The sequence below is a fragment of the Neorhizobium sp. T25_27 genome, from assembly GCF_002968565.1.
In the GTDB taxonomy this organism is placed as follows: Bacteria; Pseudomonadota; Alphaproteobacteria; order Rhizobiales; family Rhizobiaceae; genus Neorhizobium; species Neorhizobium tomejilense.
The window spans coordinates 155,787-180,807 of the sequence record NZ_PVBJ01000011.1 but is presented as its reverse complement, the minus strand read 5'-3'; the positions used below and the strand labels follow the sequence as shown (position 1 = coordinate 180,807).

28 protein-coding genes and 2 pseudogenes are annotated in these 25,021 nt (G+C 63.0%); 18 read left to right on the top strand and 12 right to left on the bottom strand.

Annotated features, from left to right (window positions below; all coding sequences use genetic code 11):
- Nucleotides 1-110: 110 nt before the first annotated feature.
- Entirely contained in the window at nt 111-1,394 is a 1,284-nt protein-coding gene (locus C5J24_RS25715) for a glucoamylase family protein (protein ID WP_105400210.1), read from the top strand.
- Here the strand turns inward: C5J24_RS25715 and C5J24_RS25710 are convergent.
- The 4 genes from C5J24_RS25710 to C5J24_RS25695 all read right to left on the bottom strand — a co-directional run bounded on the left by C5J24_RS25710 (nt 1,378) and on the right by C5J24_RS25695 (nt 4,644).
- Nucleotides 1,378-1,596, bottom strand: coding sequence for a hypothetical protein (locus C5J24_RS25710; protein WP_105400209.1), 219 nt, complete (start codon nt 1,594-1,596; stop codon nt 1,378-1,380). The genes C5J24_RS25715 and C5J24_RS25710 overlap by 17 nt on opposite strands.
- A gap of 24 nt (nt 1,597-1,620) precedes the next feature.
- Nucleotides 1,621-2,652, bottom strand: coding sequence for a peptidoglycan -binding protein (locus tag C5J24_RS25705; RefSeq protein ID WP_105400208.1), 1,032 nt, complete (start codon nt 2,650-2,652; stop codon nt 1,621-1,623).
- Between the two features lie 3 nt (nt 2,653-2,655).
- A complete protein-coding gene (locus C5J24_RS25700) occupies nt 2,656-3,708 on the bottom strand; it encodes a flagellar motor protein MotA (protein WP_105400207.1) in 1,053 nt (350 codons plus the stop codon).
- 135 nt (nt 3,709-3,843) lie between these two features.
- Nucleotides 3,844-4,644, bottom strand: a complete 801-nt coding sequence (locus C5J24_RS25695; protein WP_105421945.1) for an inositol monophosphatase family protein — start codon at nt 4,642-4,644, stop codon at nt 3,844-3,846.
- Nucleotides 4,645-4,697: 53 nt separating this feature from the next.
- On the opposite strand from C5J24_RS25695, the gene C5J24_RS32085 reads away from it, so the two are divergent.
- Nucleotides 4,698-4,916, top strand: coding sequence for a hypothetical protein (locus C5J24_RS32085; protein ID WP_172724142.1), 219 nt, complete (start codon nt 4,698-4,700; stop codon nt 4,914-4,916).
- Here C5J24_RS32085 and C5J24_RS25690 read toward each other — a convergent pair.
- Together C5J24_RS25690 and C5J24_RS25685 are read right to left on the bottom strand one after the other, a co-directional pair.
- Nucleotides 4,903-6,048: a tetratricopeptide repeat protein gene (locus tag C5J24_RS25690; protein WP_105421943.1), complete on the bottom strand. Its 1,146-nt coding sequence runs from the start codon at nt 6,046-6,048 to the stop codon at nt 4,903-4,905. The two genes, C5J24_RS32085 and C5J24_RS25690, sit on opposite strands and share 14 nt — an antisense overlap.
- On the bottom strand, nt 6,048-6,701 hold the full coding sequence (locus C5J24_RS25685; protein WP_105421941.1) for a thiamine phosphate synthase: 654 nt from the start codon (nt 6,699-6,701) through the stop codon (nt 6,048-6,050). The genes C5J24_RS25690 and C5J24_RS25685 overlap by 1 nt, the downstream gene beginning before the upstream one ends.
- A 119-nt stretch (nt 6,702-6,820) precedes the next feature.
- Between C5J24_RS25685 and C5J24_RS25680 the strand changes: the two genes are divergently transcribed.
- Both C5J24_RS25680 and C5J24_RS25675 read left to right on the top strand, forming a co-directional pair.
- On the top strand, nt 6,821-7,591 hold the full coding sequence (locus tag C5J24_RS25680) for a sulfite exporter TauE/SafE family protein (protein ID WP_105400204.1): 771 nt from the start codon (nt 6,821-6,823) through the stop codon (nt 7,589-7,591).
- A gap of 114 nt (nt 7,592-7,705) precedes the next feature.
- Nucleotides 7,706-7,966, top strand: coding sequence for a helix-turn-helix transcriptional regulator (locus C5J24_RS25675; protein WP_046634883.1), 261 nt, complete (start codon nt 7,706-7,708; stop codon nt 7,964-7,966).
- 158 nt (nt 7,967-8,124) lie between these two features.
- Here the strand turns inward: C5J24_RS25675 and C5J24_RS25670 are convergent, their stop codons facing one another.
- Complete coding sequence (locus C5J24_RS25670) at nt 8,125-8,301, bottom strand: YdcH family protein (RefSeq protein WP_105400203.1); 177 nt, start codon at nt 8,299-8,301, stop codon at nt 8,125-8,127.
- A 231-nt stretch (nt 8,302-8,532) separates the two neighbouring features.
- Between C5J24_RS25670 and C5J24_RS25665 the strand changes: the two genes are divergently transcribed.
- The 7 genes from C5J24_RS25665 to C5J24_RS25635 all read left to right on the top strand — a co-directional run bounded on the left by C5J24_RS25665 (nt 8,533) and on the right by C5J24_RS25635 (nt 13,156).
- Nucleotides 8,533-8,736 carry a YdcH family protein gene (locus C5J24_RS25665; RefSeq protein WP_037077103.1) on the top strand — a complete coding sequence of 68 codons (204 nt, stop codon included), beginning with the start codon at nt 8,533-8,535 and terminating at the stop codon, nt 8,734-8,736.
- 10 nt (nt 8,737-8,746) lie between these two features.
- Nucleotides 8,747-9,244, top strand: coding sequence for a 5-(carboxyamino)imidazole ribonucleotide mutase (purE, locus tag C5J24_RS25660; protein WP_007757842.1), 498 nt, complete (start codon nt 8,747-8,749; stop codon nt 9,242-9,244).
- A complete protein-coding gene (locus C5J24_RS25655; RefSeq protein ID WP_105421939.1) occupies nt 9,241-10,320 on the top strand; it encodes a 5-(carboxyamino)imidazole ribonucleotide synthase in 1,080 nt (359 codons plus the stop codon). The genes purE and C5J24_RS25655 overlap by 4 nt, the downstream gene beginning before the upstream one ends.
- A 123-nt stretch (nt 10,321-10,443) precedes the next feature.
- Nucleotides 10,444-10,569, top strand: coding sequence for a type B 50S ribosomal protein L36 (gene ykgO, locus C5J24_RS25650; RefSeq protein ID WP_003497670.1), 126 nt, complete (start codon nt 10,444-10,446; stop codon nt 10,567-10,569).
- 99 nt (nt 10,570-10,668) lie between these two features.
- A complete protein-coding gene (locus C5J24_RS25645) occupies nt 10,669-11,277 on the top strand; it encodes a hypothetical protein (RefSeq protein WP_105400201.1) in 609 nt (202 codons plus the stop codon).
- Between the two features lie 19 nt (nt 11,278-11,296).
- On the top strand, nt 11,297-12,334 hold the full coding sequence (locus C5J24_RS25640) for an alpha/beta fold hydrolase (protein WP_371674833.1): 1,038 nt from the start codon (nt 11,297-11,299) through the stop codon (nt 12,332-12,334).
- Nucleotides 12,335-12,409: 75 nt separating this feature from the next.
- Nucleotides 12,410-13,156 (top strand): hypothetical protein, encoded by a 747-nt coding sequence (locus C5J24_RS25635; protein ID WP_105421937.1) that lies wholly within the window; start codon nt 12,410-12,412, stop codon nt 13,154-13,156.
- Nucleotides 13,157-13,225: 69 nt separating this feature from the next.
- Here C5J24_RS25635 and pyk read toward each other — a convergent pair whose 3' ends face one another.
- The gene (pyk, locus tag C5J24_RS25630) at nt 13,226-14,665 is read right to left on the bottom strand and encodes a pyruvate kinase (protein WP_105421935.1); all 1,440 of its coding nucleotides are present in this window, start codon (nt 14,663-14,665) and stop codon (nt 13,226-13,228) included.
- Nucleotides 14,665-15,075: a DUF1036 domain-containing protein gene (locus C5J24_RS25625; RefSeq protein WP_245282782.1), complete on the bottom strand. Its 411-nt coding sequence runs from the start codon at nt 15,073-15,075 to the stop codon at nt 14,665-14,667. The genes pyk and C5J24_RS25625 overlap by 1 nt, the downstream gene beginning before the upstream one ends.
- Before the next feature lie 272 nt (nt 15,076-15,347).
- Here C5J24_RS25625 and C5J24_RS25620 point away from each other — a divergent pair, with 272 nt between their 5' ends.
- The 3 genes from C5J24_RS25620 (at nt 15,348) to C5J24_RS25610 (ending at nt 16,844) form a co-directional block, all read left to right on the top strand.
- Nucleotides 15,348-16,139: an N-formylglutamate amidohydrolase gene (locus tag C5J24_RS25620; protein WP_105422052.1), complete on the top strand. Its 792-nt coding sequence runs from the start codon at nt 15,348-15,350 to the stop codon at nt 16,137-16,139.
- A gap of 22 nt (nt 16,140-16,161) precedes the next feature.
- Nucleotides 16,162-16,485: a DUF1244 domain-containing protein gene (locus C5J24_RS25615; protein ID WP_105421931.1), complete on the top strand. Its 324-nt coding sequence runs from the start codon at nt 16,162-16,164 to the stop codon at nt 16,483-16,485.
- Between the two features lie 86 nt (nt 16,486-16,571).
- Nucleotides 16,572-16,844: a DUF2312 domain-containing protein gene (locus C5J24_RS25610; RefSeq protein ID WP_007752220.1), complete on the top strand. Its 273-nt coding sequence runs from the start codon at nt 16,572-16,574 to the stop codon at nt 16,842-16,844.
- Between the two features lie 86 nt (nt 16,845-16,930).
- Here the strand turns inward: C5J24_RS25610 and C5J24_RS25605 are convergent, their stop codons facing one another.
- From C5J24_RS25605 to C5J24_RS25600, 3 genes and pseudogenes are all read right to left on the bottom strand, one after another.
- A complete protein-coding gene (locus C5J24_RS25605; RefSeq protein ID WP_172724140.1) occupies nt 16,931-18,706 on the bottom strand; it encodes a DUF882 domain-containing protein in 1,776 nt (591 codons plus the stop codon).
- A 278-nt stretch (nt 18,707-18,984) separates the two neighbouring features.
- Nucleotides 18,985-19,161 (bottom strand): annotated as a pseudogene (locus tag C5J24_RS32735) (helix-turn-helix domain-containing protein); the annotation flags it as partial.
- Nucleotides 19,162-19,358: 197 nt separating this feature from the next.
- Nucleotides 19,359-20,547, bottom strand: a pseudogene (locus C5J24_RS25600) (sigma-54-dependent transcriptional regulator); the annotation flags it as partial.
- A gap of 150 nt (nt 20,548-20,697) precedes the next feature.
- Here C5J24_RS25600 and C5J24_RS25595 point away from each other — a divergent pair.
- From C5J24_RS25595 to C5J24_RS25580, 4 genes are read left to right on the top strand one after another with little or no spacing between them, the layout of a single operon-like run.
- The gene (locus C5J24_RS25595; protein ID WP_105421927.1) at nt 20,698-22,554 is read left to right on the top strand and encodes a M3 family oligoendopeptidase; all 1,857 of its coding nucleotides are present in this window, start codon (nt 20,698-20,700) and stop codon (nt 22,552-22,554) included.
- Between the two features lie 22 nt (nt 22,555-22,576).
- Entirely contained in the window at nt 22,577-23,752 is a 1,176-nt protein-coding gene (locus tag C5J24_RS25590; RefSeq protein ID WP_105421925.1) for an aminodeoxychorismate synthase component I, read from the top strand.
- Nucleotides 23,737-24,441, top strand: coding sequence for an aminotransferase class IV family protein (locus tag C5J24_RS25585; RefSeq protein WP_105421923.1), 705 nt, complete (start codon nt 23,737-23,739; stop codon nt 24,439-24,441). The genes C5J24_RS25590 and C5J24_RS25585 overlap by 16 nt, the downstream gene beginning before the upstream one ends.
- The gene (locus C5J24_RS25580) at nt 24,441-24,815 is read left to right on the top strand and encodes a DUF4440 domain-containing protein (protein WP_105421921.1); all 375 of its coding nucleotides are present in this window, start codon (nt 24,441-24,443) and stop codon (nt 24,813-24,815) included. Before C5J24_RS25585 ends, C5J24_RS25580 begins: the two co-directional genes overlap by 1 nt.
- The last annotated feature ends 206 nt before the right edge of the window (nt 24,816-25,021 follow it).

The following is a 25,021-nucleotide window of genomic DNA, read 5'->3' as shown; positions in this document are numbered from 1 at the left end:
GCTCGGGTCCAGGCTGGAAGTGAACCGGGCGCGCCGAATGCCTACCTACTGCAGAGCCGCCAGAGAACCACCAGTATCGCAGATACCATTGCCGCCAGAAGCTCGAGATCATGAATTTCAGTCAACTGCCGCCCGACCCGTCGCTCGACGATTGCCTGGACAAGATACAGTCCCGGACCTTCCGGTTCTTCTGGGATGGCGCCCATCCCGAATCGGGGCTGCCGTTCGACAAGTGCTTCGTCTCGGGCGCGCCTTCCCCGAATATGGTGTCGATCAGCGGCGTCGGCTTTGGGGTCCTTGCCATCATCGTCGCCTGCGAACGCCAGTGGGTCACCCGTTCGCAGGCACTGGCGCGCATATCGACCATCATCGATCATCTGAGGCATTCCCCAACTTTCCGCGGGGCATTCGCGCATTTCATCGACGGCTCGACGAACGACGTCATCCGCTTCTCCGGGCGTGACGACGGCGGCGACCTCGTCGAAACGACGCTGCTGATGCAAGGCCTGATCTGCGCGCGGGAATATTTCGCCGGCGAGACCTCTCGGGAAGAGAAATTGCGGGCGGATATCACGCGATTGTACGACGAGGTGGAGTGGAACTGGTTCACCCGCGGTAAGGATGGAGCCCTCTACTGGCATTGGAGCCCGAACTACGGCTGGGCCATGAACCTGCCGATCCGCGGCTGGAACGAGGCATTGTCCTGTTATGTCCTGGCCGCCGGCTCCGACACCCATCCGATCAGCCCCAAGAGTTACCGTGCCGGCTGGGCCCGGTCCGGAGCCATGCTCAACGGCGAGATCTATCTTGGAACGGAGCTTCCGCTCGGCGAGCCCTATGGCGGGCCGCTGTTCATCTCGCATTATTCGTTCTGCGCGCTGGATCCGCGGGGCCTGAGCGATCGCTATTGCAGCAACTACCATGACCAGGCCGTGGCACATACGCGCATCAACCACGACTATTGCCTGACGGTGCCCGACTATGCGAATGCCGGGGTCTGGGGCCTCAGCGCGTCCGACGGACCGCAAGGTTACGGCGCCCATTCGCCGACATTCGATCGCGGCGTCATCGCCCCGACCGCCGCCCTGTCGAGCTTCCCCTTCCTTCCCGCCGAGGCGGAAAGCGCCATGCGCGCATTGCTTCAGTATGGCGATGGTAAATTGCTCGGCGCGTTCGGCTTCGTCGACGCCTTCGTGCCGAAGACAGGCTGGGTGGCCGGCACATATCTTGCGATCGACCAGGGTCCGATCATCGCGATGATCGAAAATTATCGATCCGGCCTGCTGTGGCGCCTGTTCATGAACGCACCCGAAGTGCGTCGCGGTCTGATGCGGCTGGGCTTCACGTCGAGCACCCATTCCATCGGGGCGGAAATATCTACTCCAGGCGCCTGAACGTCCACTTCACCACATAGTCGCCGTTGCGCTTGATCTTGGTCTTGGTCCGCACCTCGACCGGCCCGCCGAGGGCAGATTCGGCGTCTTCGAAGGCCTGGCGCGCCTCGGCGATCGCCTTGTGGTAGACGCTGTTGTCGCGTTTCGGGCTTTCCGCCACCTCCTTCAGGAGGACGCTCATATCCGGCTTGTCTTCGGCCATCACTTAAGTCTTTCCCGTGGCCGATTACCGCTCGGTGAGCTTCAGCTCGATCCGGCGGTTCTGGGAGCGGGCGTCCGGCGTATCGCCCTGGGCGAGCGGCTGGAATTCGCCGAAGCCGGCGGCGACGAGGCGGTTGGCCGGCACGCCCTTGGAAATCAGGTACTTGACCACCGAAGTAGCGCGGGCCGAGGAAAGCTCCCAGTTATCGCGGTAGCGGCCAGTGCCGGTAAGCGGCGAGTTGTCCGTATGCCCGTCGACGCGCAGCACCCAGTTGATCTCGGCCGGGATTTCCTTGGCGAGATCGAGAAGAGCCGCCGCAAGCTTGTCCATCTCCACCCGGCCGGCCGGGTCGAGCTCGTTGCCGCCGACCGGAAAGAGCACTTCCGACTGGAAGACGAAACGGTCGCCGACGATGCGGATGTTCTCGCGGTCGGAAAGGATCTCCCGCAGCCGACCGAAGAAGTCGGAGCGGTAACGGTTCAGTTCCTGGACACGCTGCGCCAGCGCGACGTTGAGGCGCCGGCCGAGATCGGAGATCTGCGCCTGCGAAGAAGCATCCTTGGCTTCCGAGGCCTGCAGCGCCTGTTCGATGGCCGCGATCTGGGCACGCAGCGCGGAGATCTGCTGGTTGAGCAGTTCTACCTGACTTGCGGCGCGGGCGCTCAGCTGCTGTTCCTGATTGAGCTGGTTGGTGAGGTCGCCGATACGGGCATTGGCGGCGCCGCTATTGCCGGCACCCTGGCTCAGCAGCTGCTGCAGGCGCGAGCGGTCGGCCTCGGCCGTGGCAAGCGACGACTGCAGGTTGGCAAGCTGATCCTCGACGTCCTGGCTATTGCCCTTTTCGAGCGCCAGCAGCTCCGTCAGTTCGGCGATCTGGCTGTTCAGCCGGTTCAGCACCTCGTCACGGCCGGTGATTTCGCGGCTGAGCAGGAACTGCGCCAGCACGAAGACGGTAAGCAGGAACATGATGGCAAGCAGCAGCGTGGAAAGCGCATCCACGAAACCCGGCCAATAGTCGACGCCCCGCTCCCGACGGCGGCTCTTGCCAAGCGCCATCGCTTACTTCCCCCCGATCTTGTCGGAAAGCCGGTCGAGCGTGCGGCGCAGGGCCTTTGATTCCTCCTGCTGCGCCTCGATCCAGTCGCGCAGCATCTGCTGTTCGTTGCGCATGTTCTTGACCAGGCCCTGGATGCCTTCGGCAAGATTGGCCATGGCCGATAGCGACCGCTCGTTCTGGTGGCCGTCGACCGGTGCCTTGCTCTGGGCGGAGGCGAGCGCGCGCAGCTGTTCCGTCAGCGCCCTCAAATCCTCCGAGGAACCGCTCGCGAGCGTTTCGGCGACGGCAGGCGGCAGGTCCGATCCAAGGTCGGTCACCGACGACAACCAGTTTTCAAGTTCCGTATAGAAGCGGTTCTGGGCGCGGCCCGCCTGCAGGTCGAGGAAACCCAGGATCAGCGAACCGGAAAGGCCGAGCAGCGAGGACGAGAACGCCGTGCCCATGCCGGCGAGCGGCTGGGCAAGGCCGCTCTTGATGGCGGCCAGCACGTCGTTGGAACTGCCGGAATTCGGGTCGAGCGCGCCGATGACGTTGCTGATCGAGCCGATGGTCTGGATAAGGCCCCAGAACGTGCCGAGCAGGCCGAGGAAGACGAGCAAGCCGATCAGGTAGCGCGACGTGTCGCGTGATTCGTCGAGGCGGGTACCGATCGTATCGAGGATCGAGCGGAAGGCATTGGTCGACAGCGCCATCCGGCGGCGGCTGCCGATCAGGGTGCGCATCGGCGCCAGCAGGCGTGGCTCGCGGCCGACCTTGTCGGCGCTGCCGGCGGCGCGGAAGGAATTGAACCAGCGAACTTCCGGCATCAGGGCGATCACCTGGTTGAAAACCAGGATCACGCCGATCAGGAGAACGCCGAGAATAAGGCCGTTCAGTCCGGGATTGGTCTGGAAGGCGTGGGCGGCCTGGCGGTAGAGGATGGAAGCGACGAAACCGACGATGATCAGGAAGATCAGCATCGTCCATAGGAACGATGCGGGATTGGACAGTTTGTAGGCATAACCGCCGCGGCCCGTTTCAGACGCGTCCAAATCGTCCACTGTCGCATTCGCCATAATATGCTTCGCCTCCGGTAGTCTGCAGTGCCGGAGGCTAGTTGAAAAATGCGACGAATTGAAGTGCAGAAGCTCAGGAAAACAGTCAGCTATTCAGTACTGGAGCTCTAAGCCGGGCGGTGGCGCAAAAATGCCTCAGCGGGTCGGAACGGGTCGATTGACGACTTCGACCAGCGCCTTCTGGATAAGTTCGTTGCCAGCCACGACATTGCCGCTGCCGAAGATATCGGTCGTGCCTTTCATGTCGGAAACGAACCCGCCCGCCTCGCGGATGAGGATCAGGCCGGCGGCCATGTCCCAGGGCATAAGCTCGGTTTCCCAGAAGCCGTCAAGACGACCGGCAGCGACATAGGCAAGGTCGAGAGCGGCCGCGCCGAACCGGCGCATGCCGGCCACTTCGCCCATCACGTGGCGCAGTTCGACGAGGAACTTGCCGTGATTGCCGCGGCCGAGATGCGGCATGCCGCAGCCAATCACGCAGTCGGACAGCACGCGGCGCGCGGCGACCCGGATGCGGCGGTCGTTCATGAAGGCGCCGCCGCCCTTTTCGGCGGTGAACAGCTCGTCGGTCGCGGGATTGAACACGACGCCGGCAACCACTTCCCCGTTGCGCTCGAGCGCGATGGAGACTGCGAACTGCGGAATGCCGTGCAGGAAGTTGGTGGTCCCGTCGAGCGGATCGACGATCCAGCGATGCGCGCCGTCGGTACCCTTCAGCTCCTCGCTTTCCTCGCCGAGGAAACCGTAGGTCGGACGCGATTTCATGAGCTCGTCGCGGACGATCTTTTCTGCCTTCAGATCCGCCTGGGACACGAAATCGCTGGGGCCCTTCACCGAAACCTGCAGGTTCTGCACCTCGCCGAAATCTCGCGAAAGCGACTTGCCTGCCTTGAGGGCAGCCTGAACCATGACGTTGAGAAGGGCGGAGCGGGCCATGCGGGAAATCCTTGGGGTTGTCCCGACTTGTCGTCTGGACGGGACGGCGTTTTATGAGCGATTTTTTGATTGGCGGCTTCAAGACCATAAAACAGCGCGAAATTCAAGCCGTCTGCGGGAATGCGGGCATTGCAGCCCTGGCCGCGTCTGCAAAACTGGTCTTAGGCGGTCCCGGATGTGTGAGCGACGAAACCAGATTGCCGCACCGTATCCCGGCGCTTCGCTGGATCGATTGCTCCGGCTTCGCCGGACCGCGCTTCACCCACGTCTAAACTTGTTCGCCGCCTCGATCGCCCGGCGCTGCTGATCCTCGTTGATCCCGAGATAGAAATCCTCGAGCTCCGGGTCCTGAAGGCCCGCGCGGCGCGACAGCACGTACCACTTTGCCGCTTCGACCGGATCAGGCCGAGTGCCGAGCGCGTTGACATAAAGATGCGCGAGCTTGTTCTGAGCGACGACATTGCCGCGATGGGCGGCGATCCGCAGCCACTCGAAACCCTTTTCGTAATCGCGGTCTCCCGCGACGCCGTTGACCAGCCAGAGGCCCATGTCGAGCTGCGCGGTGTCGAAGCCGGCCGTTGCGGCGCGCTCCAGCCATTCGCGGGCCCGCGCCTTCTTTTCAGCCGGAATATCCTTCAGCGTCACATAGACCTGCGCCACCGCATATTGACTATCGGCGACGCCCTGCCTTGCGGATTTTTCGTAAAAGGGCAACGCCAGATGCAGGCCCTTGTCGCCCGGATTTTCGGAAATCAGGATCTGCGCCCAGTTGAATTGCGCCGAGGCATTGCCGGCTTCGGCGGCCCTGCGCATGAAACCGTCGGCCTTTGGCTTATCGCGGGGAACATCTCGCCCGGTCATCAGCAGCAGCGCATATTGGAACATGGCGGCCGGATCGCCGCCCTCCGCCGCCTTCTGATACCAGAATGCCGCGGTCTTGGCGTCGCGCTTGATGCCGAGGCCCTTGGTCATCATTTCGGCGACCAGCGTCTGCGCCGCCGCATCGCCGGTCCCCGCCCGGGTCAGCGCCTTGTCGAGGGCGGTCACATACATTCCGCGCTGGTATGCCCCGTAGGCTTCGTCCACGGTGCCGGTATAGTTTTTTTCCGCCGGTGCCGGCGGCAGTGCCGCGCCCATGCGCTGGTAAAGCTCGACGCCGCCCGAAGGAATGATACCGTTCGGCTGGCCCTCAGGCTCCTTGGTTCCCTTTGCGGAGCCCGGAACTGGCTGGGTCTCGACCCGCCCTTTTTTCATTGGCTGGAAATCGGGCTCCACGGGCCGGGTCACCGCCCTGGAATTCGCCTGCGCCAGCGCAAGACAAGGCATCGCCGCCGAAGCGATGAGTGTCGCCAGCAGCCCTTTCAGAATCACGCGGGAAAGGCGGTTCGACGGCATGGGCTCCATCAAGCCTCAAACCGTGGCGCTTTTTCGTCCAGAATTGCGTTGACTTCAGCGACCGCGGCACCGGGGCCCTGGGGGCTGGAAAAGACCGCTCCCTTGAGCGCCACGAACTCCGCGCCGGTCTCCGCGACGGCAAGCGCCGAGGAGGTATCGGTGCCGCCCATGACGATGCAGGGGATCTCGATCATCGATGCCCACCACTCGCCGAGCGCGAGGTTTTTCGGATGTGCTTCCGGCTTGATGTCGCCATCGAGCTTGCCGAAGAAGATATAGTCGGGACGATGTTCACCGATTGCAAGCGCCTGATGCCGGTCGCCCGCCCCGCCGGTGCCGACGATCATCTTCGGCACGAATTTCTCGATCGCCTCCCCCAGCTCGGTGAGGTCACCGCCAAGATGCAGGCCATCCGCCTTGATGCGTCCGGCCACCCGGCTGTCGCCGGAAATCAGCGCCGCAGCGCCCGCCGCCTGGATCAGTTCGACCAGCGCTTCCGCACGCTTCTGGAACGCCTGGTCGTCGAGCCCGTATTGCGGCACGATCACCGACGCGACGTCGCCGCCTGCAAGCGCTGCTTCGAGATCCTTGGCCTGCTGATCGGCATCGTCATATTGCGGCACGATCAGCACGAGGCGGCAGCGGTCTTTCTGTCCGGTCATGTTTCTTCCCGTTCGGCGGATATCGGTTTGCGAAAATCCGCACTCGTTTTCTGTCCGCAAATTCGATAGACCGGACCGCCTGCCGGATCAACCATTCCCTCATCGACCTCCGAGTCTTCATGCCCGATACGCTTAGCTTCGCGTTCTTCACCTTCGCCATCCCCGCCGTCCTGCTTGTCGGCCTCTCGAAAGGAGGCATCGGCGGCGCTATCGGTCTGCTCGGCGTGCCGCTGATGTCGCTTGCCGTCGATCCGGTCAAGGCGGCGGCGATCTTCCTGCCGATCCTGATCGTCATGGACATCGTCGCATTATGGTCATGGCGGAACTTCAACGACCCCAGGACGCTGCTGGTGATCCTGCCCGGTGGCATCATCGGCATCGCGCTCGGATGGGCAACGTCGGCCTATGTCTCGGACGATGCGCTGCGCCTCGTCATCGCGGTTGCGACGATCCTGTTTACCGTGCGCTACTTCTGGCAGGTCTACGGCCCGCGATCCAACCAGCCGAGGGCTCCCCTGCCGCATCGCCCGGGAGCCGCCACCTTCTGGGGCGCCCTGTCCGGTTACGCGAGCTTCGTCGCCCATGCCGGCGGGCCGCCGTTCCAGATCTACGTCCTGCCGATGCGGCTCGATCCGAAAGCCTATACCGGCGCCAGCATCCGCTTCTTCGCGATCGTCAATGCGGTCAAGGTCATCCCTTACTTCTTCCTCGGCGCACTCGACTCCGAAAACCTCACCATCTCCGCAACCCTTCTACCGGTCGCCCTGATCGCGACCATGATCGGCGCGGCCATCGTCAAGCATCTGAAGGCGGAAACCTTCTATCCGATGACTTACGGTCTGGCATTCTGTGCGGGATTGAAACTGCTGTGGGACGGCCTGCCGTTCTGACCCGGCAAAGCGAGCGCGATGCAGCTAAAAAAGCAACGCAAAATAAGGCGAGCAACATTGTTGCGATGCACAATAAATCTTGCCGTTATCGAGCGTTTACCGTAAGTTCAACGCATGACAACCGTTGACCCCTTTGCAGCCATAGCTGATCCTAACCGGCGGTATCTGCTGGAGGAATTGCGGCGCGCGCCGAGAACCGTAAACGAACTTGCGCAAGGCCTGCCGATCAGCCGGCCCGCGGTGTCGCAGCATTTGAAGGCTCTTCTGGATAGCAATCTGGTGAATGTGACGGCGGAAGGCACGCGGCGCATCTATTCCGTCAACAGCAAGGGCTTCGACAGGCTGAACCTGTGGCTGGATCAGTTCTGGTCGTGACGACCGGCTTTTAAACCGTGGGAATTGTGGCTCCCTTCCACGACCAGAACCTTGTCATTGTTATTTCTGGGTTATTTCTGGATTATTGGTTTGCCGCTTTTATTATTCGCCTCTGACTGATGAAACAATGGGCGAGCGGCGCTTCTCCTACTGAGGAACTAATGACGCGTGGTTGCCTTAAGGCGCTGCATTTGGTCCTTGATGCGCAGCTTGCGCCGCTTGAGGTCGGCTATTTCACGGTCGTCGGCGGAGGGGGACGCGAGAACGGTCTGGAGCTCCTCCTCCAATGCACCGTGCTTCTTTTCAAGCGATGCGATATGAGCCTGGACGGTCATGTGGCATGTTCCTTCCTTAGTCACCTACCACGGCATTCCCTAATGCCGAGGCTTCAGGTTTACGAAGGAAGTGTGACACGATCGGCCGGCTTTGTCGAAGGTGAAATCATGGTTTGAAGTGGGCAAATTCGTGACCTTGTCTAACTTCCCGTTAACGCGGTTTGGTGGTAGAGGCTTGCGGAGAATGCCGGCGACCGCTGAAATGCCGGGCGTGAGAATGGGGACTGGAATATGGCAGATCAGGAACAGGCGGATGTCCGGCTGGTGCTCGCGAAACTTCGACAGGAACACGAGGATTACGACGCCGCCATCAATGCCATGATCCAGGTCGGCTGCGACGCTCTTCGCGTGCAGCGCATGAAGAAGAAGAAACTGTCCCTGAAAGACAAGATGACTCAGCTCGAAGACCAGATTGTTCCGGACATCATCGCTTAAGGGTCCCGCCATGTCTGAAAGACCTGCCGTCGCCATCATCATGGGCAGCCAGTCCGACTGGGAGACCATGAAGAACGCCGCCGACACGCTGGAGGCGCTCGATATCGGTTACGAGGCCCGTATCATATCGGCGCATCGCACGCCGGAGCGGATGATGCAATTTGCCAAGGGCGCCCGTGCGGAAGGTTTCCAGGTCATCATCGCCGGTGCCGGCGGTGCGGCCCACCTGCCCGGCATGACCGCCGCCATGACCCCGCTTCCGGTTTTCGGCGTGCCGGTTCAGTCGAAGGCGCTGTCCGGCCAGGACAGCCTGCTGTCGATCGTCCAGATGCCGGCCGGCATTCCGGTCGGCACTCTTGCCATCGGCCGGGCCGGCGCCATCAACGCCGCCCTGCTGGCCGCCGCGGTTCTCGCCCTCAACGACGACGAGATCGCCGATCGGCTCGACGAATGGCGCGCCCGCCAGAGTGCGGCCGTTGCAGACTACCCAATCGACGAGGCTCCATGACTGTCCACACGATCGGCATCATCGGCGGCGGCCAGCTCGGCCGCATGCTGGCCATGGCCGCAGCCCGGCTGAACTTCCGCACGATCGTGCTCGAACCGCAGGCCGACTGCCCGGCAGCCCAGGTCGCCAACGCCCAGATCACTGCCGCCTATGACGATCCGGCAGCGCTCGCCGAACTCGCCAGCCGCTGCGACGTCGTCACCTACGAATTCGAGAACGTGCCGGTCACCGCCGCCGAGGCGCTGCAGCGCTCGGTTCCGGTTTATCCGCCGGCCAAGGCGCTCGATATGTCGCAGGACCGGCTGACCGAAAAGCGCTTCCTGAATTCCTGCGGCATCGAGACCGCCCGATTCCATGCCGTTGACGGCCAGTCCGACCTTGAAAAGGCGCTCGCCGATTTCGGCGGCCAGGGCGTCCTGAAGACCCGCCGCATGGGTTATGACGGCAAGGGTCAGCGCGTCTTCCGTTCCGTCGACGACAAGCCGGCCGGGGCCTATGATGCGCTCGGAGGCGTTCCGCTGATTCTGGAAAGCTTCGTGCCCTTCGAGCGCGAAGTGTCGATCATCGCCGCCCGAGCCATAGACGGCACGGTCGCTTGCTACGATCCGGCCGAAAACGTCCACCGCAACGGCATTCTCCACACCTCCACCCTGCCCGCAAGGGTTTCCGAGGCGACGGCGAAGACCGCCCGCGAATCGGCCGAGAAGCTGCTCGCCGCGCTGGATTATATCGGCGTCATCGGCATGGAGTTCTTCGTGATGGCGGATGGAACGCTGATCGCCAACGAGATCGCCCCACGCGTCCACAATTCCGGCCACTGGACGGAGGCTGCCTGTGTCGTATCGCAGTTCGAGCAGCATATCCGCGCTGTCGCAGGCCTGCCGCTCGGCAACCCCGCCCGCCATTCCGACTGCGTAATGACCAACCTCATCGGCGACGACATTCTGGACGTGCCCGCCTGGCTTTCCCGCGACGATGTTCTGGTCCATCTCTATGGCAAGGCGGAATCCAGACCGGGCCGGAAAATGGGCCATGTGACCGAATTGAAGGGCCTGAAAACGTCGTCACAAGGTTGACATGCAGATTGGCTCGGGTTATCTGCACGCCCAACTGAGAGCGCGCCCCTCGAAGAATCTTGGCGGCGCGCTTTTGATTGATAGACATGCGGCCTCGCGCCCACAGACTGCTGGACCAGGAAAATGAAGATCAAGAACTCGCTTAAGGCGCTGAAGGCTCGTCACCGCGATAACCGTCTGGTTCGCCGCAAGGGCCGCGTTTACATCATCAACAAGCAGAACCCGCGCTTCAAGGCTCGTCAGGGCTGATACAGGCAATCGGCTTCGGTCTCGGCCGCAGCCGATCAAATTGTCGATAACACGACAAATCGGGTTTGACCTTCGGCGCAGGCGGATTACCTTATCCGCATGCGCTATTTTCGTTTCAGTACCCTGATTCTCGCCGCGAGCCTCGCCGCTTCGTCCGCTCTTGCCCAGACCGCGACACCCAAGCCGCCTGCGGCCGCCCCGATCATTCCCGCCGCAGCCCAGAAACCCGGCAAGCCCGTGGATGCGTTGTTCGGTGCCTTGAAGCGCGAACGCAATCCGGAAAAGGCACGCGGCATCGCCAGCCAGATCATCGCCGACCTCAACGATTCGGGCAGCGCCACCGTCAACCTGCTGATGCAGTGGTCTGCGACCGCCATCAAGGAAAAGCGCAACGCCGCGGCACTCGATTTCCTGGATCAGGTGACCGTGCTCGATCCCGCCTTCGCCGAAGGCTGGAACCGTCGTGCGACGCTGCACTACACGATGGGTGACCCGCGCAAATCCATGGCCGACATCGCCGAAGTGCTGAAACGCGAGCCGCGCCATTTCGGAGCGCTGGCCGGCATGGCAGGCATCCTGACGGAGGCGGGCAAGGACGAACTGGCGCTGAAGGCATGGCAGGACTATCTCGCCGTCTACCCGGCCGACCGCGACGCCCAGGAAGCCGTCACCAAGCTTTCCGAAAAGCTCGCCGGCAACAGGACCTGAGCCTTCGGGCGGCACGTCGATGATGATCTTGCCCCTTGCCATCATCATTGTTGCCACCGCTTTTTGCTTCACCGCCTGGAAGGCGAAGGCGATCGAGGCCGAGTTTCCGAATACCGGCGAACTGGTCGATGTCGGCGGCTTCTCCATGAATTCGCTGCATGTGCCGAAGCCTGCCGGCGCCGATCTGCCGGCGATCGTCTTCATCCATGGCGCCAGCGGCAATTTCCGCGACCAGGAGGCGGCCTTCCGTAAGGCGCTCGAAGGCCGCGCCGAAATGCTCTTCGTCGACCGGCCGGGCCACGGTTATTCCGAGCGCGGCGGGCCCGAAAACGGTTTCCCGGATGGCCAGGCAGCGGCGATCGCAAGGCTGATGGAAAAGCGCGGCATCGACAAGGCGATCATATCAGGCCATTCCTTCGGCGGCGCGATCGCCGCGAGCTTCGGCCTCTATCATCCGGAAAAGACCGCCGGCCTGCTGTTTTTGGCGCCTGCCACCCATCCCTGGCCCGGCCGGATCGACTGGTACTACAAACTCACCGCCCGCCCGGTGGTCGGCCGGCTGTTCAGCCATCTTCTCGCCCTGCCGGCAGGCCTCATGGTGATGAAGGCCGCCACGCGCTCGGTCTTTCACCCCAACCCCTGCCCCGAGACCTATCTTCGCAACGGCGCGCCGTATCTGGTCCTGCGCCCGAAGGTGTTTCGCAGCAACGCCATCGACGTCGCCAACCTCAACAGCTACGTGACGCGCGTCGCGCCGCGATATACGGAGATCACTGCGCCGACGGTGATCATCACCGGCGACAGCGATGCGATCGTCGCGGAGGAAATCCACTCGCGCGGCCTTGCCCGCGATATCGCCGGGTCCGAACTCGTCTCCATCCGCAATCTCGGCCACAAGCCGGATTATCTGGCGAGCGACGTGGTGATCGCGGCAATCGAAAAACTTGCGGGCCTTCCCCGCGACCTGAAGGCCGCCGCCCACATCGCGGAAGCGCGCATCGCGCCGGCAGCGGAAGACTCGGCTCCCGAAATGGATCTCTCGATCGAGAAAACCTGAGCCTTGCTCGGACGACGCCAGCCCGAAGCAAGCTGACCGTCCCAACCTCCGGCCAAATGGAATCGGAGAGACGAGATGCAGATCGGCAGCATTGGCAGTGACTACCCGGCGCGGCCTGCGAAGCAGGATGGAGCGTCTGCCTCGACGGATGCCGCAACAGCCGCATCGTCCGGTCCATCCAGCCCCAAGGACGAGCTCTACGATCGCCTCGTCCATGGCCTGACCTCGCTGAAGAAAGCGAGCGACGAGGCGGAAGAACAGGCTAAGGCGCGTGCCAGGCAGAAGCTCGATGATGCCAAGCAGCAGCTCGAGTTCATGCGCCGCTGGGGGTTCGATCCGCAAGTGATCGCCAAGCAGGCGGCCCAGCTCGGCGTCATCGTTGCCGGCGCCGCCCGCGAATTCACCGAGGCCCTGGCCGGGAGCGGCGGGACCGCGCCAACGGCCCCCGCCAATGCTCTTTCCGGAGCGGAGACAGGAGAGGCCATCCTGGACACGAACGAACAGGCCACGGCTGCCTCCGCCGACGAACCGGCGGGTGAGCCCGCAGACGACAAACCCGTCTCCCACGCCGAGCAGGCCCATCTCGACGCGATGGACGAAACGCCGCGCGAGACGCCAAAACTGTCCCTCGACGACATCAAGACCGCGATGGAATTCAGCACCGTCGCCCGCCAGATCAAGGCGCTGCTGGAAGAGGCGGCCCGCAGGCTGCGCGAGCAGAACAGCACAGCCACGGTGCCCGGCACCGGAAGCCTCGATGCTTCCGTCAACGCCCTGACCGGCACGATCTCCGCCATGCCAACGGTGAGCATCACCGTCTGACCAACGGAAGTGCGCAACAAAAAACCGCCGGATCGCTCCGGCGGTTTCCGTTTGTCGGGGCGTTGCGTCTCAGATGCCGCTCTGACCGTCCGAGCCGATATAGGCGATGCGCAGCATGTTTGTGGCGCCGGGCGTGCCGAGCGGAACGCCGGCCGAGATGATGATCCGGTCGCCGGGCTTGCCGAAGCCTTCCGACACGACGATGCGGCAGGCGCGGTTGACCATGTCGTCGAGATCGGTCGCGTCATGGGTGACGACGCAATGCATGCCCCAGCCGACCGAAAGCCGGCGTGCCGTCTGGACGATCGGCGACAGTGCTATGATCGGCACCTCCGGACGTTCGCGGGAAGCGCGCAGGCCCGTCGTGCCCGACGAGGTATAGGTGACGATCGCGGACAGTTTCAGGGTTTCTGCGATCTGGCGTGCGGCAAGCGAGATGGCGTCCGCACCGGTCGCCTCGGGCGTCGCGCGCTGTGCATAGATGATGCTCGGATAAAGCGGATCCTGCTCGACCGTGCTGGCGATCGACGCCATCATCGACACCGCCTCGACCGGATACTGGCCGGAGGCCGATTCGGCCGAGAGCATGATCGCGTCGGCGCCTTCGAAAACGGCGATCGACACGTCCGAAACTTCGGCGCGGGTCGGAACCGGCGCGGTGATCATCGATTCCAGCATCTGGGTTGCGACCACGACCGGCTTGCCGGCGCGCCGACACAAGCGCGTCAGCTGCTTCTGGATGCCCGGTACGGCTTCGATCGGCATTTCGACGCCAAGATCGCCGCGCGCCACCATGACGGCATCGGAAAGCTCGATGATCTCGTCGATGCGCTCGAGCGCCTGGGGCTTCTCGATCTTCGACATGATGCCGACGCGGCCGCGGGCGATCTTGCGCACTTCGGCAAGGTCGTCGGGGCGCTGGACAAAGGAAAGCGCCACCCAGTCGACATCGTCGGTCGCGAGAACCGCGTCGAGGTCGATACGGTCCTTTTCGGTCAGCGCGCCGACGCCGAGCAGCGTATCGGGCAGGCTGACGCCCTTGCGATCGGAAATGCTGGTGCCGGCGACGACCTTGCAGACGATGCTTTTGCCATCGGCCTTCTCGGCCTTCAGCGCCAGCTTGCCGTCGTCGATCAGCAGCCGGTGGCCCACTTTCACAGATTCGAGAATTTCCGGGTGCGGCAGGAACACGCGGGTCTCGTCGCCGGGTTCATCACGGCTGTCGAGCGTGAAGGTCTGGCCGGGGGTCAGCGTCACCTTGCCCGCCGCGAACTTGCCAACGCGCAGCTTCGGGCCCTGAAGGTCGGCGAGAATGCCGATCGGCCGGCCGCAGCGCTCCTCGACGGAACGGATGCGCTTGATCAGCGTGCGCATCAGGTCGTGGCTCGCATGGCTCATGTTGATGCGGAAGAGATCAGCCCCCGCTTCATGCAGCTTCTGGATCATCGCCTCTTCGGACGAAGCCGGTCCGAGGGTTGCGAGGATCTTTACTTTGCGGTTGCGCCTCATCAGTTGTGGCCTTCTTGTGTGCCAGGCGTGTCCGAAAGCTGGACCATCCAGCTTCCCTGACGGCCCGTATCATATTCCTTGAAGCCCATGCGCTGGAAGCCACGGGCAAAACAGTCATTGACGCCGACGACTTTGAACTCGTTCTCCGCGACGCACATGTTCACATTGCCGGTCCAGCGGCCGCCCCGGGCCGCGTCCTCGGCATAGAGGTAATAGTAACGCGACTGCAGTTCGCCCTCGATCAGCGTCGCGCAGGTGGAGGCCGGAACCTGCCACCAGCCTTCGGTAGTCCAGCCCTCCGTGGCGCGATAGCCGATCGCCACGCCGACGAGGTTCTGGGTGGCGTTGCAGACGCGGAAATCCGCATGCGCGACGGTCGCCGCGAAAAGCGGAACACCGGAGGCGACCATGGCGGCCAGCGCCGGGGCGGAAACGATGGAGCGAAGAATGGCTTTGGGGGATTTTTTCGACACGGTTTCCGTCAGGACTCCATGGTTATTCGTGAAGCACTTTCTTCGCGCGGCGGAGTCGGAAAGTCAACGTAACTCTAATCGATTAGTCCGTCTCATGCCCTCAATCCAAGCTGATCGTCGCACCGGCACGGCTTGCGCCGCGGCTTTCCCCATGCCATCAACACCCGTCTCCCAACCGACCTTTCGAAACCGTTTCATTTCCGATGGCGATGCAGGACTTCATTCCTTTCGAGATCATAGAAGGCGATTATGACAGCGGCATGGTGCTGCTCGCCGACCATGCGATGAACCGCCTGCCCGTCCGCTATGGCAGCCTCGGTCTGCCGGCGAGCGCCTTCCAGCGCCATATCGCCTTCGACATCGGCATCGAGGGGCTCACCCGCCGCCTTGCGGCGATGCTCAACGTGCCGGCGGTGCTCGGCTGCTTCTCGCGCCTGCTGATCGACCCGAACCGCGGCGAAGACGATCCGACCCTGATCATGAAGATTTCCGACGGGGCGATTATCCCCGGCAATCATCCGATCACGCAGGAAGAGTGGGATTTCCGCCTCGACACCTATCACCGGCCCTATCACCGCGCCGTCGAGCGCACGATCGCCAAGGCAGGTGCCTCGGGCCGCGCGCCGCTCGTCCTGTCGCTGCATTCCTTCACGCCGTTCTGGAAGGGCGTTGCCCGCCCCTGGCACGCGGCCGTGCTCTGGGACAGCGACGACCGCGCCGTGACGCCACTCCTCCACCTGCTCGACGAACCGGGCGACATCGTCGTCGGCGACAACGAGCCCTATGACGGGGCGCTTAAAGGCGACACGATGTACCGGCACTGCATGGTGTCGGGAACTCCGCACGCGCTTCTCGAGGTCCGCCAGGACCTGATCGGCGACGAGGCCGGCATCGCCGCCTGGACGGAAAGACTGGCACCGGTCTTCAAGACGCTCAACGCCGACCCCACATTGCATGAATACAGGATCTTTCCCTCGCGCACCGGCCCCTATCCAGTCTGACGCGACACCAGGAGATGCGCCCATGAGCGAAGTCACGCCTACGGAACTGACCAGAGAGCAGCAGATCGAATTCGAGGCCGCCGCCTTCCGCCGCCTCGTGCAGCATCTGCGTGAACGCGCCGACGTGCAGAATATCGACCTGATGAACCTCGCCGGCTTCTGCCGTAACTGCCTGTCGAACTGGTATCGCGATGCCGCCAGCGATGCCGGCGTCGACCTCTCCAAGGACGCATCCCGCGAGATCGTCTACGGCATGCCCTACGAGGATTGGAAAAATCTGCACCAGGCGGAAGCCTCGGATGCACAAAAAGCCGCATTCGACGTGAACAAGCCGGCCCATGGCTGATCGATTTACCGATTGGGCTTGACCTCGCGGCGGCTTTTCGGCAGTTGACGACCATTCATTGAAATCTACACGATCAGGAGGCCCCGATGTCTGATGCTCATGGCGTCGCCCGCGACCAGCTTCGCGCATTTATCGAGCGTATCGAACGCTTGGAAGAAGAAAAGAAGACTATCGCCGACGACATCAAGGATGTCTACGGCGAAGCCAAGGGCATGGGCTACGACACGAAGATCATGAAAAAGGTCATCGCCCTGCGCAAGAAGGACGACCAGGAGCGCATGGAAGAGGATCTGATCCTCGATACTTACCTCCAGGCGCTCGGCATGATCGAGGCCCCTGCCGACCAGGACGCCGCCTGATTCTTTCCAGGCACGCAGGCCAGGCAGAAAGCATGAAAAACCCGCCATTTCGGCGGGTTTTTTATGGTCTTCGATCAGCCCGGCGATCAGTTGTTCGGGCCGCTGAACCGGTTCGGGTCGATCGCCACCGTGGCGGCAACCGGCCTGAAGCCACCGCCGGAATAACCTGCCGAATATTCGTTGTTGAGGGTCCGGCTGACGACGCGCGGTGCCTTCATCGAGGCGGCCGCGTCGGCGCGATTGTTGTTGAGAGCCCATTTCGCCAGCATGTCGCCCGTCAGCCCGGCATTTGCCGGTTGCGGCGCAGAGGCGGGCGCACGGCCGCCCTTGGCGGGGATCGGAAGCGCGCTTGTCGAAGCCGAGACCGGGCTGCGCGGCGCGTCGAAACCGTCACCGAACTGCGCACCCTTGTTGGAATGAATGACCTTCGGAGAAGCCGACGCCGTTTCAACCGGCTTCTGGACCGGCATGGGTGCTGCCGCCATTGCCGCAGCAGGCTGGGCCGGAGCAACAGGCGTGGGCACCGCCGCCTGGCGCGGCTCGACACTCTGGGCAAGTGCTGCAACGAGGGCCGGCGTCAGCTCCTGCTGTTCCTCAGCCTTGGCGGCGGGAGCGGCAGCGGCAATGTTCGGCCGCTGGCTGGGAAGCGGAACGGACGCGACATCCTCCGGCGGCTGCATCGGGCCGACGGACGCGGTCATCACGCCGCTTTCTGCGTCACCCTTGAAGCCACGCGGTCCGAGCAGCGTCGGAACCGGAATATTGTAGGTGGAAAGATCGGCAAAAGTCTCGCCGCCGGGCTGGGCCGGAGCGGACGCCTGCAGGGCGAGCGCTTCCTGGGCCGGGTTGCGCGCCGGAGAATAGAGCGCAGTGGCAAGCCCACCGCTGTCCGAACGGAAGGCCGGGCGCGAAAGCGGTACGGGCGCTGAAACCATCTGCGCCTGCGCCGGAGGCTGTGCCTGGTTCTGCATCTGGCCTGTCAGAGGCGAAGCCGAGGCAACCGCAACAGGAGCTTCGCCCTCGTCGTCCGCAGCAGGCTTTGCAGCCGGAGCCGCACGCCGCGCCACGGCCGGAGTAGCGCTTTCCTCGTTATCCTCCTCCTCGTCGGCACCACCGCCGCCGAACAGGAATGCCAGAAGGTTAGGCTGACGCTTGCGTTCCGAGTCGCCGCGGATGCCGCGACCGGCGGTGCTGGCGATCTGGATCGAATCGGAGCCGACACGCCGCTTGTAATCCGCCATCGCCGTTTCGTAGCCGGGAAGCGGCTTGCCGTCGGCGGGAAGATGGATCGTATTGCCGTTCGGGAAGATCTGCACCAGTTCCTGGCGCGTCATGCGCGGCCAGGCACGAACGCCGCCGACATCGAGATGCACGAAGGGCGAACCCGAGGTCGGGTAATAGCCGACGCCGCCGACCTGCATCTGCATGGCGAGCCCGCGCAGCGTCGAGAGCTTCACGCCCGGAATGTAGAAATCCATGGCCTTGCCGAGCATGTGCTGGCTGTTCTTGGCGACACCGGTGGTGCGCGAACGAGTGCGCAGCATGTTGTTGGTGGTCGGCGAACGATAGGCGGAAACCACGTGGATATAATCGGAGGCGCCGGAACGGCGATAGACTTCCCAGACGAGGTCGAAGAGCCGCGGGTCCATCCTGGCCGGTTCGTTGCGGCGCCAGTCGCGCAGGAACTGGTTGATCTGGGCGAGGCCCTTGGGATCGAACTTACCGTTCCGCTTGAAGGTGATGACGGCTTTTTCGCCGGTATGGACGAAATAGAGCTTGAGGCTTTTTTCCTGGGCTGCTGCACCGCTTGCGGAGACCGAAAGCACGGGCAGCGCCATCAACACCAACAGGGTGATGGCCATGACGCGCCGGGTCAAACTGACAAAAAACCCAGCTTTGCCGCCGCGCCTTTTCTCACCCGAAGGCGTTTCTTTTGCATACTGATCCGGCAAAACGATCCCCGTCCTGTCGACAACGTCCCACGTTGCCTCAAATGACTGTCAATTGCGGTGACACGATGGCAAATGTGCCACACATGTACAACCTTCTCCCATATAGTCAACAATTGACTAATCAGAGATTGACAGACGTTGACAGGACATCCTTGCGCGAAGGTTAACACAAGCTAATACATTAGGAATTACGCGGCTTCCTTCAGGGGATCATCAGGATCGATGCCGTAATCCTTGAGTTTGCGGTAAAGTGTCGAGCGTCCGATGCCGAGTTTACGGGCAACCTGGCTCATCTGGCCGCGATAGAACTTCAGGGCAAAGCGGATCAGCTCCTCCTCGACATCCGCAAGCTTCCTCACTTCGCCGGTCTCGTCGGTGCTGACGATGACGTTTTCCTGGGGATAAGCGGCGGCGAGCATCGCCTTCGCATCCGGTCTGCCGGCCCGAGCCTTGTCGTTATTGGCAAATACCGGCGAATCGGCAAGCGCCTCGCGCATGGCGTAGTCGGACAGGACACCCGGTGCGGGCATGACGGCGGTCGCCGCCAGTTCCGCCTGCCTGAATTCCGGGATCTGCGCGGCGATTTGTGGAAAATCGTCCTCGGTGAGCTCGGCACCCTCGGCAAGCACGACGGCGCGGAACACGGCGTTTTCGAGCTGACGGATGTTGCCCGGCCAGTCGTAGGCCGTCAGAAGCGCGAGCGCCCCGGCGCCGACCGACAGCGTCCTGTTGAGCTTCTGTTCGGTCGAGAACCGCTCGGCAAACACGCGGGCGAGATGCGGAATGTCTTCCTTGCGGCGGCGCAGCGCCGGGATGGTGATCGGGAAGACGTTGAGGCGATAATAGAGGTCTTCGCGGAAGCGGCCGGCCCGGACCTCCTCGATCAGGTCCTTGTTGGTGGCCGAGATCAGCCGGACATTGACCTTCTGGACCTTCGAGGCACCGACTGTTTCGACTTCGCCCTGCTGCACGGCTCGCAACAGCTTCACCTGCACGTCAAGCGGCAAGTCGCCGATCTCGTCGAGGAAAAGCGTGCCACCGTCGGCTTCCACGAACTTGCCGGTATGTTTTTCCGAAGCGCCGGTAAAGGCGCCCTTCTCGTGACCGAAGAGAATGCTTTCCACCAGATTGTGCGGAATGGCGCCGCAGTTGACGGTGATAAACGGCTTGCCGGCGCGGTCGCTGTTCGACTGGATGGCGCGGGCGATCATTTCCTTGCCGACGCCGGATTCGCCTTCCAGCACCACCGGGATGTTGGAATGGGCGGCGCGCTGCGCGAGATCGATGACGCGCAGCATGTCGGGGCTTGCCGAGATGATATCGCCGAAGCCGACGGCACCGGCGCGATGGCGGCGGCCGACACGGGCCTTCGATTCCTTCTGGTCGAGCTTCAGCGCATTGGTGATCGAGGCGCCGATCCGTTCCGGCGACACCGGCTTCACGACGAAATCGAAAGCGCCGGCGCGCATCGCCTGCACCACGTATTCGATGCTGCCCTGCCCCGTCTGGACGATGACCGGCGTTTCGATGCCAAGTTCGCGGATAGCCGCGAGGAAGGTGAGGCCGTCCATTTCCGGCATCATCAGGTCGAGCACGATGACATTGATGTCGGTCGCGGTGCGCTTCAGGAACTCCAGCGCCGCCAGTCCGTTTTCGGCAAGATGGGCGGCATGGCCGTAACGTTCAACCGCATTCTTCAACAGGCGACGCTGAATAGGATCGTCGTCGACAACGAGGATTTGCGCAATCATGCTCGGCTCCCACCAATGGTCATCATGGCCTTTTTAGGCTGTTATGCCGCTGGTTGTGTCAGAAAGCCTTGAACATCCCCTTTTGAGAAAAGCTTGCATTTTAACGGCCGGCAAGGAAAACAGGCGCAACAGGGTGAGAAGGAAAAAGCGATGAGAATGTCCGCACCCGCCCTCCCCGAAATTCTGGCCGCGCCCACCGCGGGCGCTGCTGCCTCCGACCCGGCGCTCGGCCTCCTGCCGGTCTGGAAGCTCTCGGACCTCTACGAGGCCAAGGACGCCCCGGCTTTCACCGCCGACATGGAAAAGGCGAACAAGCTCTCGATCGCCTTCGAGGAAAAATGGAAGGGCCGGCTTGCCGAAGCCGCGACCAAAACCGGCGCCGGTGGCATCGGCGAAGCGCTTCAGGAATACGAGGCGCTCGACGATCTGCTCGGCAAGATCGGCTCCTTCGCCGGCCTCACCTATTTCTCCGATACGTCGAGCCCGGCCAATGGCAAGTTCTACGGCGATGTGCAGGCCAAGCTGACCGACCTCTCCTCGCACCTGCTGTTCTTCGCCCTGGAGCTCAACCGGATCGACGACGCGGTGATGGACGCCTGCATGGACCGCGACCCGGCCGCCGGCCATTACCGCCCCTGGCTCGTCGACCTCAGGAAGGACAAGCCCTTCCAGCTCGAAGATAAGCTGGAACAGCTCTTCCTCGAAAAGTCGATGACCTCTGCCGCCGCCTTCAACCGTCTCTTCGACGAGACCATGGCCGAGCTCCGCTTCGAGGTCGATGGCGAACAGTTGCCGCTGGAAGTCGCCCTCAACATGCTGCAGGAACCTCAGCCGGAGATCCGCGCCAAGGCGGCTGCAGCCCTGTCCAAAACTTTCGGCGATAACCTGCGCGTCTTCACGCTGATCACCAACACGCTCGCCAAGGACAAGGAAATTTCCGACCGCTGGCGCGGCTTCGAGGACATCGCCGACAGTCGCCATCTCGCCAACCGCGTCGAACGTGAAGTCGTCGATGCGCTCGCAGAGGCCGTCAGGCAGGCCTACCCGCGCCTCTCGCATCGCTACTACGCGATGAAGGCGAAGTGGCTCGGCATGGACCAGCTGAATTTCTGGGACCGCAACGCACCGCTGCCGGAAACCCCGAACGCGCTGATTTCCTGGACGGAGGCGAAGGATACCGTGCTCGACGCCTATCGCGGCTTCGCGCCCGAAATGGCGGAGATCGCCGGCCGCTTCTTCGAGGAGGAATGGATCGATGCGCCGGTGCGGCCGGGCAAGGCGCCAGGCGCCTTCGCACATCCGACCGTGCCGTCGGCCCACCCTTACGTGCTCGTCAACTACATGGGCAAACCGCGCGACGTGATGACGCTCGCCCACGAACTCGGCCACGGCGTGCACCAGGCGCTGGCCGGCGATCAGGGTGCCCTGATGTGCCAGACGCCGCTGACGCTTGCCGAAACCGCTTCCGTCTTCGGCGAAATGCTGACCTTCCGCGCTCTCCTCGAAAAGACCACCGACAAGCGCGAGCGTAAGGCCATGCTCGCCCAGAAGGTCGAGGACATGATCAACACGGTCGTGCGCCAGGTCGCCTTCTACCAGTTCGAGCGCAAGGTCCATACCGCCCGCAAGGAAGGCGAACTGACCGCCGAGCAGATCGGCGAGCTCTGGCTTTCCGTCCAGGGCGAAAGCCTTGGACCGGCGATCAGGATCTCGGAGGGTTATGAAAGCTGGTGGACCTATATCCCCCACTTCATCCACTCACCCTTCTACGTCTATGCCTATGCCTTCGGCGACTGCCTGGTGAACTCGCTCTACGCGGTTTACCAGAACGCCGCTCCGGGCTTCCAGCAGAAGTATTTCGAGCTTCTGAAGGCCGGCGGCACCCAACATCACTCGGAGCTGCTGAAGCCCTTCGGCCTCGACGCCACCGATCCGTCCTTCTGGTCCAGGGGCCTGTCGATGATCGAAGGCCTGATCGACGAGCTGGAGGCTCTGGACAAGGCCTGACGCATTCCCTTAAGGCACGTCCATGAATGAGAAAGCGCCCTTCGCGCTCTTTCGCGACGACCCCGCCGGCCGGAGCCTCGTCTTCGACCGGCCGAAGGACATCGTCACGGCCCGGACTGCCGCCGAGGTGCTGCCCGCACTTCGGCGCCTGGAAGAGGCGTGCCTCGCGGGTCAGTGGCTGGCGGGTTATATTTCCTATGAGGCCGGCTACGTCTTCGAGGAGAAGCTCCGGCCGCTGATCGTAGACGACCGGCCGACGCCGCTGATCGCCATGGGCATATTCGACAAGCCTTCGGGCAACGAACATCCGCTCGCCGGACCGCCCGGCACGATCGTGGACGACGGTTCTTCGCAAGGCTCGTTCCTCAGTGAACCGCGTGCTGGCTGGGATTTTGCGACCTACCAGGAACGGTTCGACCGGCTTCACCAGCACCTGCGCAACGGCGACTGCTACCAGGCAAACCTGACCATGCCGGTCGCGGCACGCTGGCACGGCGATCCGCTTTCCGCCTTCTGGTCCCTCGTCGCCCGCCAGCCGGTGCGCTACGGCGCATTCGTCGACCTCGGCGGCCCCGTCATCCTGTCGCGTTCGCCTGAACTGTTCTTTTCGGTCGATGCGGATCGTTTCATCGAAACTCATCCGATGAAAGGCACCGCCCCGCGCGGCCCGACCGCGAAAGAAGACGAGGCGATCATCGCGGAAATGCTCGCCGACGAAAAGACGCTCGCCGAAAACCGGATGATCGTCGACCTTTTGCGCAACGATATTTCGATGATCAGCGAGGTCGGTTCGCTGTCGGTTCCGAAATTGTTTGAAATTGAGACCTATCCGACCGTCCACCAGATGGTGAGCCACGTGCGGGCAAAGCTGCTGCCCGAGATCGGCTTTCCGGACATCCTTGCGGCGCTCTTTCCCTGCGGTTCGATCACCGGAGCGCCGAAAATGTGGGCCATGCGCATCCTCGCCGATCTCGAAAGGGAACCGCGCGACGTCTATTGCGGCGCGATCGGCTGGTGCGATCCGGCCGGCCCGATGCGTTTTTCGGTGGCCATCCGCACGATCACGCTTTTCAACGACGAAAAAGCCGTCTTCAATGTCGGCGGCGGCATCGTCTTCGACTCGAAGGCCGAGGCCGAGTATGACGAGTGCCTGTTGAAGGCACGCTTTGCGGTGGGCGACCAATGGATTTCTCGCTGATCGAAACAATGCGCTGGGAACCGGGCAATGGCTTGCTCAGGGTCGACCAGCATCTGCGCCGGCTCAGCCGCTCGGCGGATGCCTTGGGCTTCCGCCAGCCGCCGGCGGACACGCTGAAACAGCTTAAAGCGGCTACGGCCGGCGGCGAAACGCCGCTCCGCGTCCGCCTGGTGATGACCTACCGCGGCAAGATCGAGATCACCACGACGCCGTTCACGCCCCTGCCCGCCGATACGCTCTGGCGGATCCAGGTCGCCAGGACGACGCTTCCCTCCGACGACCCGACCTATCGCCACAAGACCTCCCGGCGCGAAATCTATGAGGCCGCCCGCGCCGAGTTTTCACCCGAAGAGGCAGACGAGATTATCCTTCTCAACGAGCGCGGCGAAGTCTGCGAAGGCACGATCACCAACGTCTTCGTCCAACAGCCGGACGGCTCGCTGCTGACCCCGGCGCTGTCGAGCGGCCTCCTGCCCGGCATCCTGCGCGCCGACCTGATCCGCGAGGGAAGAGCGAAAAGCCAGGTCCTGCGCCTCGCCGACCTCGAAAATCGCCGCTTCTTCGTCGGCAATTCGTTGCGCGGCCTGATCGCCGCCGAACTCGTCGCCCAGACGGCGCGATCGGAAATGCCGGCGGAAACCCCTCGCCCTGCCGCCCGCCCCGCAAAAATGGCCCGGGCAGGCCGGTAATGACCGCGCCCGGCGCCCTCGCGGATCATCTGCTTGGGCTCGAGCTTGCCTTGCAGACCCGAGAGGTCCGCAATTCCGAGGAAAAGCTGCGCGAACTGCTGGCGCCGGAATTCCGCGAATTCGGCCGCTCCGGCCTCGCCTATGCGTTCGACGATATCGTCACCCACCTCGTCGCCGAGACCGGACCGGACAACACTTCGATCTCGGATTTCAGCGCCACGATGCTGAGCGACACGATCGCGCTCGCCACCTATCGCGGCACCCGCGTCAACGACGACGGCAGCAGGCTCTTTACCAACCGAAGCTCCATCTGGCGCCTCGACCCCGATGGAAAATGGCGCATGGTCTTTCATCAGGGCACCGCGACGGCGTGATCTTGCGGAAATGGTTTGGCCTAGCCGGGTTTCCCGACCCTTCTGCAACTCGCAGCGACACCGCAGTCGCGCCCACCGCGATCGAACAACGCTGTCGATTCGTCTGCCGAAAATCGACAGGCTCTTTATTGTGACGAAGTTTTATGATCTAGAGCGCCGCGAATTGCCCGAGTGCAGCCTTTAGATTTCCATTTCACTGCCGAATA

Excerpts from the sequence above, each read along its gene's own strand:
- C5J24_RS25715 (WP_105400210.1), top strand. The coding sequence starts at position 111 with ATGAATTTCAGTCAACTGCCGCCCGACCCGTCGCTCGACGATTGCCTG.
- C5J24_RS25710 (WP_105400209.1), bottom strand. The coding sequence starts at position 1,596 with ATGGCCGAAGACAAGCCGGATATGAGCGTCCTCCTGAAGGAGGTGGCG.
- C5J24_RS25705 (WP_105400208.1), bottom strand. The coding sequence starts at position 2,652 with ATGGCGCTTGGCAAGAGCCGCCGTCGGGAGCGGGGCGTCGACTATTGG.
- C5J24_RS25700 (WP_105400207.1), bottom strand. The coding sequence starts at position 3,708 with ATGGCGAATGCGACAGTGGACGATTTGGACGCGTCTGAAACGGGCCGC.
- C5J24_RS25695 (WP_105421945.1), bottom strand. The coding sequence starts at position 4,644 with ATGGCCCGCTCCGCCCTTCTCAACGTCATGGTTCAGGCTGCCCTCAAG.
- C5J24_RS32085 (WP_172724142.1), top strand. The coding sequence starts at position 4,698 with ATGAGCGATTTTTTGATTGGCGGCTTCAAGACCATAAAACAGCGCGAA.
- C5J24_RS25690 (WP_105421943.1), bottom strand. The coding sequence starts at position 6,048 with ATGGAGCCCATGCCGTCGAACCGCCTTTCCCGCGTGATTCTGAAAGGG.
- C5J24_RS25685 (WP_105421941.1), bottom strand. The coding sequence starts at position 6,701 with ATGACCGGACAGAAAGACCGCTGCCGCCTCGTGCTGATCGTGCCGCAA.
- C5J24_RS25680 (WP_105400204.1), top strand. The coding sequence starts at position 6,821 with ATGCCCGATACGCTTAGCTTCGCGTTCTTCACCTTCGCCATCCCCGCC.
- C5J24_RS25675 (WP_046634883.1), top strand. The coding sequence starts at position 7,706 with ATGACAACCGTTGACCCCTTTGCAGCCATAGCTGATCCTAACCGGCGG.
- C5J24_RS25670 (WP_105400203.1), bottom strand. The coding sequence starts at position 8,301 with ATGACCGTCCAGGCTCATATCGCATCGCTTGAAAAGAAGCACGGTGCA.
- C5J24_RS25665 (WP_037077103.1), top strand. The coding sequence starts at position 8,533 with ATGGCAGATCAGGAACAGGCGGATGTCCGGCTGGTGCTCGCGAAACTT.
- purE (WP_007757842.1), top strand. The coding sequence starts at position 8,747 with ATGTCTGAAAGACCTGCCGTCGCCATCATCATGGGCAGCCAGTCCGAC.
- C5J24_RS25655 (WP_105421939.1), top strand. The coding sequence starts at position 9,241 with ATGACTGTCCACACGATCGGCATCATCGGCGGCGGCCAGCTCGGCCGC.
- ykgO (WP_003497670.1), top strand. The coding sequence starts at position 10,444 with ATGAAGATCAAGAACTCGCTTAAGGCGCTGAAGGCTCGTCACCGCGAT.
- C5J24_RS25645 (WP_105400201.1), top strand. The coding sequence starts at position 10,669 with ATGCGCTATTTTCGTTTCAGTACCCTGATTCTCGCCGCGAGCCTCGCC.
- C5J24_RS25640 (WP_371674833.1), top strand. The coding sequence starts at position 11,297 with ATGATGATCTTGCCCCTTGCCATCATCATTGTTGCCACCGCTTTTTGC.
- C5J24_RS25635 (WP_105421937.1), top strand. The coding sequence starts at position 12,410 with ATGCAGATCGGCAGCATTGGCAGTGACTACCCGGCGCGGCCTGCGAAG.
- pyk (WP_105421935.1), bottom strand. The coding sequence starts at position 14,665 with ATGAGGCGCAACCGCAAAGTAAAGATCCTCGCAACCCTCGGACCGGCT.
- C5J24_RS25625 (WP_245282782.1), bottom strand. The coding sequence starts at position 15,075 with ATGGTCGCCTCCGGTGTTCCGCTTTTCGCGGCGACCGTCGCGCATGCG.
- C5J24_RS25620 (WP_105422052.1), top strand. The coding sequence starts at position 15,348 with ATGCAGGACTTCATTCCTTTCGAGATCATAGAAGGCGATTATGACAGC.
- C5J24_RS25615 (WP_105421931.1), top strand. The coding sequence starts at position 16,162 with ATGAGCGAAGTCACGCCTACGGAACTGACCAGAGAGCAGCAGATCGAA.
- C5J24_RS25610 (WP_007752220.1), top strand. The coding sequence starts at position 16,572 with ATGTCTGATGCTCATGGCGTCGCCCGCGACCAGCTTCGCGCATTTATC.
- C5J24_RS25605 (WP_172724140.1), bottom strand. The coding sequence starts at position 18,706 with ATGGCCATCACCCTGTTGGTGTTGATGGCGCTGCCCGTGCTTTCGGTC.
- C5J24_RS25595 (WP_105421927.1), top strand. The coding sequence starts at position 20,698 with ATGAGAATGTCCGCACCCGCCCTCCCCGAAATTCTGGCCGCGCCCACC.
- C5J24_RS25590 (WP_105421925.1), top strand. The coding sequence starts at position 22,577 with ATGAATGAGAAAGCGCCCTTCGCGCTCTTTCGCGACGACCCCGCCGGC.
- C5J24_RS25585 (WP_105421923.1), top strand. The coding sequence starts at position 23,737 with ATGGATTTCTCGCTGATCGAAACAATGCGCTGGGAACCGGGCAATGGC.
- C5J24_RS25580 (WP_105421921.1), top strand. The coding sequence starts at position 24,441 with ATGACCGCGCCCGGCGCCCTCGCGGATCATCTGCTTGGGCTCGAGCTT.